Raw genomic sequence first — 10,723 nt, 5'->3', positions numbered from 1 at the left:
TGGGTGACGGGCCGGCGGCGGCGCTTCCTGTGGTGGATCAGGCCTTGGGGCTTGCTGCGGACTCAACCTTCAGCTTGCCGTCCACAATGTCCTTCTTGATCTTCTCGAGGTCGGACTTCAGCTCGGCCGGGACCTGGGAGTCGAGGTCGTGGAAGGGTGCCAGCTGTACGCCGTCGTTGGCAAGGGTGCCCACGTACGGGGTGTTGTTGAACTTGCCGTCCTTGTCCTCGGTGACCACGGTTTCCACGGCCTCGCCCATCTGCTTCATGACGGAGGAGAGCATGATGCCCTTGTAGTCAGGGGCGGTGAGGTAGCCGTCGGAGTCAACCCAGATGAGCTTGACGTCCTTGCCGGCGGCCTTGGCCTCGTTGAGCGCGGCTCCGGCGCCCTTGCCCACGGGACCGGCCACGGGCATGACGATGTCCGCGCCCTGGTCCAGGAAGTTCTTGGTCAGCTGCTTGCCAACGTCCTGCTTTTCGAAGTCGCCGGTGAAGCTGCCGTCCTGGGAGTCCTTGTTCCAGCCGAGGAGCTTGACGTTCTTGCCCTTCTGCTGGTTGTAGTACTTCACGCCGTCCGCGTAGCCGTCCATGAAGATGGTCACGGTGGGGATCTTGATGCCGCCGAAGGTGGCCACGGTGCCGGTCTTGGTGGTTCCTGCGGCGAGGTAGCCGGCCAGGAAGGCGGCCTGGGCGGTGTCGTAGATGATGGGCTTGACGTTGCTGATGGGCTGGTCGTAACCGAAGTCGATGATGGCGAAGTGCTTGTCCGGGTTGGCGGTGGCCTGGGCCTTGGTGGCGTCGCCGAGCAGGAAGCCCACGGTGATGGTCAGGTTGCAGCCGGCCGTGACCATGGCCCGGAGGTTGGGTTCGAAGTCGTTGTTGGTCTTGGACTCGATCTGGTTGACCTTGATGCCAAGGTCTTTCTCCGTCTTCTTCAGGCCCTCGTAGGAGGACTGGTTGAAGGACTGGTCGTCGAATCCACCGGAGTCCGACACAATGCAGCCGGCGTAGTCGCTGGCCCCTGCTGACGGGGAGCTTCCGGCTTCGGGGGCGGCACCGCAGGCGGTGAGCACGAGTGCGGACGCACCGAGGGTGGCCACACCTGCCATTGAACCGCGCTTGAAGACGGCACGGAGTGATTTCTTCAATTTTCCTCCAGGGATGATGCGAGTGGCGCTACGGGCTGGAATTCAATGAGTGTCCGTTTCGGCGCTGAAATTCTGTTTTCACTGAAGGCACGCAGCACTGCGCCGGAGCGCACTGATGGCACTAACTTTAGTGGCCTGCGCCACGTCCCCATAGCACGCCGGGAGCCCATCCGGAGGATTGTTTACAAGTTGTTACCAAGCAGTAGGGGCACCGCAAAAGCGCGGTGCCCCTACTGATGGCGGGTGGGTACGGCGGTTACAGCCGGACCAGCATCTTCCCGGTGTTTGCGCCATCCAGGAGATCCATGAACGCCTGCGGCGCGTTCTCGAGTCCCTCAACGATTGTCTCGTCATAGCGCACGGTACCGTCGGCCAGCCAGCCGGCCATCTTCTCCGCGAACTCTGCCGCGTGCTGCCGCTGGCCGCCCACCAGGAAGCCGCGCAGGGTGAGCTGCTTGCCGATCGCCTGCATCAGGTTGTTCGGTGCCGGTGTGGGCTCCGTGGAGTTGTACTGTGCGATGGCGCCGCACATGGCCACGCGGCCGCCCACGTTGAGGACCGCCAGGGCAGCCTCCAGGTGTTCGCCGCCAACGTTGTCGAAGTAGACATCGATTCCGGCCGGGCCCGCTGCCTTCTCCAACTGCTCCACTACGGGACCGTCGTGGTAGTCGAACGCGGCATCGAATCCGAGTTCCAGGAGGCGCGCCACCTTGGCAGGTGAGCCTGCGGAGCCGATGACCCGCGAGGCGCCCATGGCTTTGGCGATCTGGCCCACCAGGGAGCCCACCGCGCCGGCGGCACCCGAGACGAAGACGGCGTCCCCGGGCTTAAACTCCGCAACTTTGAGCAGGCCGGTGTATGCAGTGAGCCCGGTCATGCCCAAGGCGCCGAGGAAAGCGGACGCCGGCGCCAGGTCGGTGCGGGCCGGGGTGGCAGCGCTGCCATCCACCACGGCGTACTCGCGCCAGCCAAGGGAATGGACGACGACGTCGCCCTCCTTGTGTGCCGACGAACGGGACGCGACCACCTCACCCACAGCGCCGCCGTCGAGCGCCTTGCCGACGGCGAACGGTGCGGAGTAGGACTTGACGTCATTCATCCGGCCGCGCATGTAGGGGTCCACGGACATGAAGAGGTTATGCACCAGGATCTGGCCGTCTTCGAGGGCGGGCAGCGGTGACTCTGCCAGTTCGAAGTTGCCATTGGTGGGACGGCCCACGGGGCGGGAAGCGAGCCGGATCTCACGGGTGGTGGTTGCCAGGGCTGTGCTCATGCTGCGTACTCCAGAATCTTGAGGTCAACGGTAATGTTGCCGCGGGTGGCGTTCGAATAGGGGCAGACCTGGTGGGCCTTGGCCACCAGGTCCTCTGCGGTGGCGAGATCCAAAGCAGGGAGGGCAATTTCAAGCTCGGCGGCCAGCCCGAAGCCTGCCCCACCGTCCAGCTGCCCCAGGTGGACCTTCGCTGCCACCGCCGAGTCGGTCAGGTCTGCGCCTGCCTTGCGGCCAACCAGCCGCAGCGCGGAATGGAAGCAGGCGGCGTAGCCGGCGGCGAAGAGCTGCTCCGGGTTGGTGCCCTGGCCGTTGCCGCCCAGTTCGACCGGACTGGCGAGGTCAACTGCCAGCCTGCCGTCGTTGCTGCGCGCGGTACCATCGCGCCCTTCGCCGGAGGCAAGCGCCTCGGCGGTGTAGAGAGTCTTCACGAAAGATGTCCGTCCTGTTGGTGGGATGGTGCGGGATTCAGCGCCGGGGGTTACAGCGACTAAAGCGATTGATGCAGCGCGGCTGTGAGCTTGCCCAGGGTGGCCCGCAGTTGTTCGAGTTCGTCCAGGGACAACCCGGCGGCGTCTGCCAGCCGCTGCGGGATGGCACTGGCCGGCCCGCTGAGGCTTCGCCCGGCCGGAGTCAGGTGGATCGCGACGCGGCGCTCATCTTGGCCGGACCGCCGGCGCTCCACGAGCCCGAGTGCTTCCAGGCGCTTGAGGAGCGGGGACAGGGTGCCTGAGTCCAGTCCGAGTTCCCCGCCGAGTTCCTTCACGCCGCGCGGCTCGCTTTCCCACAGCACCAGCATCACCAGGTACTGCGGGTAGGTGAGCCCCAGTTCGTCGAGGATGGGCCGGTAGACCGCCGTTGCGGCCCGGGAGGCTGAGTAGAGCGCAAAACATACTTGCCGGTCCAGGCGGGGCGCTTCGGTCATACCTCAACGGTAGCGTACAACTAAATTGTGCACAACTTATCGAGCGCACGGCACCAGGGCTTGAACCTTCGTCGTGCCGTCCCGACGGCGGGCCGCCCCTTGGTGGCGGGCCCGCCCAGAAGTGGCGGGGCTACGGGATGGAGGGCTGCTCCAGGTCCCGGATGGTCCGCAGGGCGGCCGCGGTCAGCACCCGGATGCCCAGGCCCAGGGAGCGCTCGTCCAGGATGTAGTCGCCGCGGTGCAGGTCGTAGTCCTCGCCGCCGGGGGTCTTGGTGCCAAGGCGCATCATCGCCCCGGGAAGCTCGGCCAGGAACCACGCAAAGTCCTCACCGCCCATGGACTGCGGGGTGAGCACCACTGCGCTTTCGCCGATTTCGGCGCGTGCAGCAGCCTCGATCAGGGCTGTCTCATGCTCGGAGTTCACCACCGGCGGCACTCCCCTGGTGTGCTCCAGGTGCACGTCCACCCCGTAGGGCGCGGCCACCTGGTGCACCACCTCGTCCAGGAGTTCGCCCGCGGCATGCCAGGCTTCCCGGTCCAGGCAGCGCATGGTGCCCGCCATGTAGCCGGTGCCCGGAATGGCGTTGGGTGCCGAGCCCGCGGTGATCTGCCCCCACACCACGGACACGCCGCTGCGGACGTCCACGCGGCGCGACAGCACAGCGGGGACATTGACCGCAATCTGGGCCAGGGCGAACACCAGGTCCTCGGTGAGGTGCGGTCGTGACGTGTGGCCGCCGCGGCCGGAGAGCTCAATCCGGATGGTGTCAGAGGCAGACGTGATGGCGCCGATCCGGGTTCCCACCTTGCCCACTTCGATCCGGGGATCGCAGTGCAGCGCCAGAATCCGCGGAACGCCCTCCAGGACGCCCTGCTCGATGCACGAGTGCGCGCCGCCGGGCATGGTCTCTTCGGCAGGCTGGAAAATGATCCGGACGGTGGCGCCGAGGGGTGTTTCCTGGTGCATCCGGTTCAGGACCAGGGCAATGCCCAGCATGGTGGTGGTGTGCACGTCATGGCCGCAGGCGTGCGTGACGCCGTGGTTCTTGGACGCGAACGGCAGGCCGGTCTCTTCGATGATGGGCAGGGCGTCGATGTCACCGCGCAGCGCGGTGGCGATGGGGCCTTCACCCACGTCCACGGTGAGCCCCGTGCCCTCCAGGCGGCGCGGGCTCAGGCCGGCGGCTTCGAGCCGCTCGGCCAGCTTGTCGGTGGTGCGGAACTCCTTGAAGGACAGTTCCGGGTGCGCATGGAGGTCCCGGCGGAATTCGATCAGTTCCGGCAGGAGCGGTTCGAGCCACGGAGCCACCAGGGCGGTGGGCTCGGCTTCGGTAGTGTAATTGCGCACTGCTTCACTCTAGCGAGGGTGCGGGGTTTGGCACCCATTCACTGACGCCGCATTACGTCCGGAACCTGCCGGCACCCCGGGGCGCCGGCAGGTGTACCGGCTACAGGACGTCCGTGTCCCCGCTTGCCTTGAGGGCGTCCACGGCGGCCTTTACACGCTGCGAGTTGGCCATGGTGGTCACCAGCAGGGCGTCGGGCGTATCCACGATGACAACGTCCTGGATGCCGATCAGGGCGATGACGCGCTTGGTATCGGTGACCACCACGCCGCTTGAGTTCTCGGTGAACACGCGGGCACCTTCGCCAAGGACGGTCACGTCGTCCACTTCCTTGGCGCTGTTCAGCCGGCCCACGGAGGCGAAGTCGCCAACGTCGTCCCAGCGGAAGGTACCGGGCACGACGGCGACGTCCCCGGCTTCGGCGGCGGGCTCGGCCACTGCGTAGTCGATGGCAATTTTCAGCAGGGTGGGCCAGATGCGCGCGGTGACCTCGTCCCGCTGCGGGGTGTCCCAGGCACGGGCGATTTCCTGCAGGCCCTGGAACAGCTCCGGCTGGTTGGCTTCGAGGTGCTTGAGCATCAGGGACACGGGCGCCACGAACATGCCGGCGTTCCATACGTAGTCGCCGCTGTCGACGTACTGCTGGGCCACCACTTCGTCCGGCTTCTCGACGAACTCCACCACGTCATGGGCGCTGGGAGCACCTTCGATGTTCAGCGCCTTGCCGGAGCGGATGTAGCCGAAGCCCGTGGACGGGTGGGTGGGCTTGATGCCGATGGTCACGATCTTGCCGGCGGCGGCCGTGTGGATCGCCTCGCGGACGGCCTGCTGGAACAGGTGGTCCGGGCTGATCACTTGGTCGGCGGCGAAGGAACCCATGATGGTGTCGGGATCGCGTTCATGCAGGATTGCCGCCGCGAGGCCGATCGCCGCGCCCGAGTCCTTGGGTTCAGACTCAAGGACGAGGTCGGCGTCGTGGACTTCCGGAAGCTGCCGGCATACGGCTTCACGGTGGGCCTGGCCGGTGACCACCAGCATCCGGTTGCCCGCCAGTGGCTGCAGCCGGTCATAGGTGGCGCGCAGCAAGGTGCTGCCCGATCCGGTGAGATCGTGAAGGAACTTGGGAGCTGCTGCTCGTGACAGGGGCCAGAGGCGGGTCCCCACTCCGCCTGCCGGAATCACCGCAATGAAGCGGTCAAGGGGTGAAGCCGGGCTTGTCACTTTGTCTGTACTCATCACGGCTACTTTAGCCGAAGGGCCGCATCCGGCTCCTGCGGCTGCGCAATGGTCCCGCATTTTGCGGCACTCCCCCGCCCGCCGCTTCCCGAAAAGCCCGCAACCATGTGGCGTTGGTCTCATTTCACCCGAAAATCCGCACCAGCACTGGGCACCAATAAACGCCTAAATTGAATAAGCTGTTAGCGGAGCCTAGATTTAGGCCTGAGCTACGAGTGCTCTCGCAGCAGGCGTTCCCCCCGCATGGATCTCATGCCAGCGCCGCTGTGTTGCAGGGAGGTTTATCAGTGCCGACAAAACCAGCTGGCACCTTGTACCGCGGCCGTGAAGGCATGTGGTCCTGGGTAGGACACCGCATTACCGGTGTAGTGATCTTTTTCTTCTTGTTGGTCCACGTCCTGGACACCTCCTTGGTGCGTGTGTCACCGGAGGCCTACACCGCCGTGATCGGCGCCTACAAGAACCCCCTGATGGCGCTGGGCGAGACCGGCCTCGTTGCCGCCATCGTCTTCCACGCCTTCAACGGCCTGCGCATCATTGCGGTCGACTTCTGGAAGAAGGGCGCCAAGTACCAGCGGCAGATGCTGTGGGCAGTGCTGGCCCTCTGGGTCGTGACCATGGTTGCCTTCTCCATCCGCCACCTGTCCCTCGCCCTCGGAGGTCACTAAGCCATGACTGCAACCATCGAGAGCCCCCGCAGCGGGCGGATCGCCCCCCAGTACCGTCGCGGCGGCGGCTCCAAGGGCAACTTCGAGATGATCGCCTGGCTGTTCATGCGCCTTTCCGGCGTGGTGCTGGTGGTCCTCATCTTCGGCCACCTGTTCGTGAACCTCATGGTGGGTGAAGGCATCCACGCCATCGACTTCGGCTTCGTTGCCGGCAAGTGGGCGGACCCGTTCTGGCAGTTCTGGGACCTGGCCATGCTGTGGCTGGCCATGCTGCACGGCACCAACGGCGTGCGCACCATCATCAACGACTACGCCGAGAAGACCTCCACCCGCCGCTGGCTGAAGACCGTGCTTTACGCGGCAGCCGTGGTCATCATCCTCCTGGGCACCCTGGTGATCTTCACGTTCAACCCGTGCCCCGTGGTGAACGGCGTTGCCCTTCCGGGCGGTTTCTGCCCTGCCTAGCACTGGCACAACCCCGGGCCCGCGGGCTTTCCCGCGGGCCCTGTTTTGCGGAGCAGGCAAAGCCGCCCCGTTGTTTCATAGCGAATTTTGAGAGAAAGAGCGTCTGGTATGCAGGTCCATAAGTACGACGTCGTCATCGTCGGTGCCGGTGGCGCTGGCATGCGCGCCGCGATCGAATCCGGTCAGCGCGCGCGCACAGCAGTACTGACCAAGCTCTACCCCACCCGCTCGCACACGGGTGCGGCACAGGGTGGCATGTGTGCTGCCCTTGCCAACGTCGAGGAAGACAACTGGGAATGGCACACCTTCGACACCGTCAAGGGCGGCGACTACCTGGTTGACCAGGACGCAGCCGAGGTCATGGCCAAGGAAGCCATCGACGCCGTGCTGGACCTGGAAAAGATGGGTCTGCCCTTCAACCGCACGCCCGAGGGCCGGATCGACCAGCGGCGCTTCGGCGGCCACACCCGCGACCACGGCAAGGCACCGGTCCGCCGTGCATGCTACGCCGCGGACCGCACCGGCCACATGATCCTGCAGACCCTGTACCAAAACTGCGTCAAGCACAACGTTGAGTTCTACAACGAGTACTACGTCCTGGACCTGCTGACCGTTGAAGAGGACGCTGTCCGCGAAGACGGCACGCCCTTCAAGCAGAAGCGTGTTGCCGGCGTCGTCTCCTATGACCTCGCGTCCGGTGAACTGCACGTCTTCCAGGCCAAGTCCGTGGTGTTCGCCTCCGGCGGCGCGGGCAAGGTCTTCAAGACCACCTCCAACGCCCACACCCTGACCGGTGACGGCATGGGCATCGCCTTCCGTCGCGGCATCCCGCTGGAGGACATGGAGTTCTTCCAGTTCCACCCGACAGGCCTTGCCGGCCTGGGCATCCTGCTCTCCGAAGCCGCCCGCGGTGAAGGTGCCATCCTCCGCAACTCGGAGGGTGAGCGCTTCATGGAGCGCTACGCCCCCACCATCAAGGACCTGGCGCCGCGTGACATCGTTGCCCGCTCCATGGCCAACGAGGTGCGCGAAGGCCGCGGCTGCGGCCCGAACAAGGACTACGTCCTCCTGGACCTGACCCACCTGGAGCCGGCACACATCGATGCCAAGCTTCCGGACATCACCGAGTTCGCCCGCACCTACCTGGGCGTGGAACCGTACACGGAGCCGGTGCCGGTGTTCCCCACCGCGCACTACGCCATGGGCGGCATCCCCACCAACATCCAGACCGAGGTCCTGCAGGACAACGACACCGTGATTCCCGGCCTTTACGCCGCCGGTGAAGTGGCCTGCGTTTCCGTCCACGGCTCCAACCGACTGGGCACCAACTCGCTGCTGGACATCAACGTGTTTGGCAAGCGCGCCGGCATCGCCGCTGCCGAGTACGCCAAGACCGCACAGTTCGTGGAACTGCCGGAGAACCCGCTGGCCTACACCACCGAACTGCTGGACGTTGCCCGCAACGGCACCGGCGACGAAAAGGTGGCGCAGATCCGCAAGGAACTGCAGGACACGATGGATGCCAACATGCAGGTGTTCCGCACTGCGGACACCCTGAACCAGGTGCTGCGCGACATCGCATCCTTCGAGGAGCGGTACAAGCGCATCAACGTCCAGGACAAGGGCAAGCGCTTCAACCTGGACCTGCTCGAGGCCGTTGAGCTCGGCTTCCTGCTGGAACTGGCCAAGGTCATGACCGTGGCCGCCCTGCACCGCGAGGAATCCCGCGGCGGACACTTCCGCGAGGACTTCCCCGAGCGTGACGACGAGAAATTCATGAAGCACTCCATGGCGTACAAGGATGACCATGCGCCGGCTGACGGATCGGCGGAATCAATCGCCGGCATCCGCCTCGCCACCAAGCCGGTTGTCTTTACCCGCTACGAGCCGATGGTGAGGAAGTACTAAGATGACCGCTGAAATCGCTGAGCCAGCCTCAAAGGTTGAACTTCCTGCCGGCGTTGGCGGGGGCGGGGAAATCCCCACGTTCGACGTCCACATGCGCGTGCGCCGGTACAACCCGGAGGTTTCCGAGGAAGCCACCTGGGATGACTTCCACCTGACGATGTACGGCACGGACCGTGTCCTTGACGCCCTGCACAAGGTGAAGTGGGAGATGGACGGCACCCTGTCCTTCCGCCGCTCCTGCGCCCACGGCGTATGCGGCTCGGATGCCATGCGCATCAACGGCCGCAACCGCCTTGCCTGCAAGACGCTGCTGAAGGACCTCGACACGTCCAAGCCCATCACGGTGGAGCCCATCAAGGGCCTGCCGGTGGAGAAGGACCTCATCGTGGACATGGAGCCCTTCTTCCAGTCGTACCGCGAAGTCATGCCCTTCCTGATCAACAAGGGCCACGAGCCCACCCGGGAACGCCTGCAGTCCGCCGAGGACCGTGAGCGCTTTGACGACACCACCAAGTGCATCCTGTGCGCCGCGTGCACGTCCTCCTGCCCCGTGTTCTGGACCGACGGTCAGTACTTCGGGCCGGCCGCGATCGTCAATGCGCACCGCTTCATCTTCGATTCCCGCGATGATGCCGGCGATATGCGCCTGGAGATCCTCAACGACAAGGAAGGCGTGTGGCGCTGCCGCACCACCTTCAACTGCTCCGAGGCGTGCCCCCGCGGCATCCAGGTCACCCAGGCCATCGCGGAGGTCAAGCAGGCCATCCTGGCCCGCCGGATCTAAGTTCGTTCACCAACAGCTATAACGGCCGACGGCGTCGCTCACCACGTGTGGTGGGGGCGCCGTCGTCGTTCCACCCCCCAAGCAGCCCGGATGCTCCATCAGCTTTGGTCCCTAAGCCGGGGGTTTAGGGACCACTAGTGATAGAGCAAGCTGTCCCCCCGTAGAAAGGGTCACCTTTGTCCCGCTCCGAAAAAGTCACCTTTGCCGGTTCCACAGGCGAGCTGCTGTCCGGCATCATCGACATCCCGGAAGGTCCCGTCAAGGGCTGGGGCGTCTTCTCGCACGGATTTACCCTGGGCAAGGACAGCCCCTCCGCAGCGCGCATGTGCAAGGCGCTGGCGGACAGCGGCATCGGGATGCTGCGCTTCGACAACCTGGGCCTGGGCGGCTCCGCCGGGGAATGGTCAGAAGGGTCGTTCAGCCACAAGGTGGCCGACACGGTGAAGGCGGCGGAGTTCATGCGCAGCGAGGGGAAGGAGATTTCCCTCCTGGTGGGACACTCGTTTGGCGGCGCAGCAGTCCTTGCTGCCGCACGGGAAATCCCGGAACTCGACGCCGTTGCCACAGTGGGTGCCCCGTTCTCCCCCAAGCACGTGGCCCACGTTTTCGACACTGCACTGGACAGGATCCTCAGCGAGGGCAGCGCCGAGGTGGACCTGGGCGGTAAGCGCGTGGAGATTCGCAGGCACTTCGTGGAGGACCTGGAAAACGCCGACCTGACCGACTGCATCAAGCAGCTTCACAAGCCCCTGATGGTGCTGCACTCCCCCACCGACAACACGGTGGGCATCGAGAATGCCAGCACCATCTTCCAGACCGCCAGGCACCCGCGGAACTTTGTCTCCCTCGAGGGCAGCGACCATCTGCTGACGGGCAAGGGCCAGGCGGCCCGTGCGGCGCGCATCATCGCGGCCTGGGCCGACCAGTACCTCGACGCCGGGTCAGCCTGAGCGGGCCCTTCCCCGGCAACCCGG

Annotated in this window: 11 protein-coding genes; 5 read left to right on the top strand and 6 right to left on the bottom strand. The window is 65.4% G+C overall.

Annotated elements, in window-relative coordinates; translation table 11 throughout:
• Window positions 1–37 precede the first annotated feature (37 nt).
• The 6 genes from ACFO0G_RS06395 to ACFO0G_RS06370 form a co-directional block, all read right to left on the bottom strand.
• Window positions 38–1,147 carry a BMP family lipoprotein gene (locus tag ACFO0G_RS06395; RefSeq protein WP_417281458.1) on the bottom strand — a complete coding sequence of 370 codons (1,110 nt, stop codon included), beginning with the start codon at window positions 1,145–1,147 and terminating at the stop codon, window positions 38–40.
• A 256-nt stretch (window positions 1,148–1,403) separates the two neighbouring features.
• A complete protein-coding gene (locus ACFO0G_RS06390; RefSeq protein WP_376976838.1) occupies window positions 1,404–2,420 on the bottom strand; it encodes an NADP-dependent oxidoreductase in 1,017 nt (338 codons plus the stop codon).
• On the bottom strand, window positions 2,417–2,848 hold the full coding sequence (locus ACFO0G_RS06385) for an organic hydroperoxide resistance protein (RefSeq protein ID WP_286402767.1): 432 nt from the start codon (window positions 2,846–2,848) through the stop codon (window positions 2,417–2,419). Before ACFO0G_RS06385 ends, ACFO0G_RS06390 begins: the two co-directional genes overlap by 4 nt.
• A 59-nt stretch (window positions 2,849–2,907) precedes the next feature.
• A complete protein-coding gene (locus ACFO0G_RS06380; protein WP_286402765.1) occupies window positions 2,908–3,342 on the bottom strand; it encodes a MarR family winged helix-turn-helix transcriptional regulator in 435 nt (144 codons plus the stop codon).
• Window positions 3,343–3,472: 130 nt separating this feature from the next.
• A complete protein-coding gene (locus ACFO0G_RS06375; protein WP_286402763.1) occupies window positions 3,473–4,690 on the bottom strand; it encodes an amidohydrolase in 1,218 nt (405 codons plus the stop codon).
• 100 nt (window positions 4,691–4,790) lie between these two features.
• Window positions 4,791–5,924: a mannose-1-phosphate guanylyltransferase gene (locus tag ACFO0G_RS06370; protein ID WP_376976837.1), complete on the bottom strand. Its 1,134-nt coding sequence runs from the start codon at window positions 5,922–5,924 to the stop codon at window positions 4,791–4,793.
• Between the two features lie 287 nt (window positions 5,925–6,211).
• On the opposite strand from ACFO0G_RS06370, the gene sdhC reads away from it, so the two are divergent.
• The 5 genes from sdhC (at window position 6,212) to ACFO0G_RS06345 (ending at window position 10,699) form a co-directional block, all read left to right on the top strand.
• On the top strand, window positions 6,212–6,592 hold the full coding sequence (gene sdhC / locus ACFO0G_RS06365; protein WP_081620212.1) for a succinate dehydrogenase, cytochrome b556 subunit: 381 nt from the start codon (window positions 6,212–6,214) through the stop codon (window positions 6,590–6,592).
• Window positions 6,593–6,595: 3 nt separating this feature from the next.
• Entirely contained in the window at window positions 6,596–7,057 is a 462-nt protein-coding gene (locus ACFO0G_RS06360; RefSeq protein WP_376976836.1) for a succinate dehydrogenase hydrophobic membrane anchor subunit, read from the top strand.
• A 108-nt stretch (window positions 7,058–7,165) separates the two neighbouring features.
• Complete coding sequence (sdhA, locus tag ACFO0G_RS06355) at window positions 7,166–8,965, top strand: succinate dehydrogenase flavoprotein subunit (protein ID WP_286402757.1); 1,800 nt, start codon at window positions 7,166–7,168, stop codon at window positions 8,963–8,965.
• A 1-nt stretch (window position 8,966) separates the two neighbouring features.
• Complete coding sequence (locus ACFO0G_RS06350) at window positions 8,967–9,749, top strand: succinate dehydrogenase iron-sulfur subunit (protein ID WP_142130712.1); 783 nt, start codon at window positions 8,967–8,969, stop codon at window positions 9,747–9,749.
• A 176-nt stretch (window positions 9,750–9,925) separates the two neighbouring features.
• Window positions 9,926–10,699, top strand: a complete 774-nt coding sequence (locus ACFO0G_RS06345; RefSeq protein WP_376976835.1) for an alpha/beta hydrolase — start codon at window positions 9,926–9,928, stop codon at window positions 10,697–10,699.
• Window positions 10,700–10,723: the final 24 nt, after the last annotated feature.

Source organism: Arthrobacter sedimenti (assembly GCF_042652025.1).
GTDB classification, from domain to species: Bacteria; Actinomycetota; Actinomycetes; order Actinomycetales; family Micrococcaceae; genus Arthrobacter; species Arthrobacter sedimenti.
This window is presented reverse-complemented; position numbering and strand designations above follow the sequence as displayed.

Bases quoted from the DNA above. Each gene is read 5' to 3' on its own strand.
- ACFO0G_RS06370 (WP_376976837.1), bottom strand. From the start codon at position 5,924: ATGAGTACAGACAAAGTGACAAGCCCGGCTTCACCCCTTGACCGCTTC.
- ACFO0G_RS06360 (WP_376976836.1), top strand. From the start codon at position 6,596: ATGACTGCAACCATCGAGAGCCCCCGCAGCGGGCGGATCGCCCCCCAG.
- ACFO0G_RS06380 (WP_286402765.1), bottom strand. From the start codon at position 3,342: ATGACCGAAGCGCCCCGCCTGGACCGGCAAGTATGTTTTGCGCTCTAC.
- ACFO0G_RS06390 (WP_376976838.1), bottom strand. From the start codon at position 2,420: ATGAGCACAGCCCTGGCAACCACCACCCGTGAGATCCGGCTCGCTTCC.
- sdhA (WP_286402757.1), top strand. From the start codon at position 7,166: ATGCAGGTCCATAAGTACGACGTCGTCATCGTCGGTGCCGGTGGCGCT.
- ACFO0G_RS06350 (WP_142130712.1), top strand. From the start codon at position 8,967: ATGACCGCTGAAATCGCTGAGCCAGCCTCAAAGGTTGAACTTCCTGCC.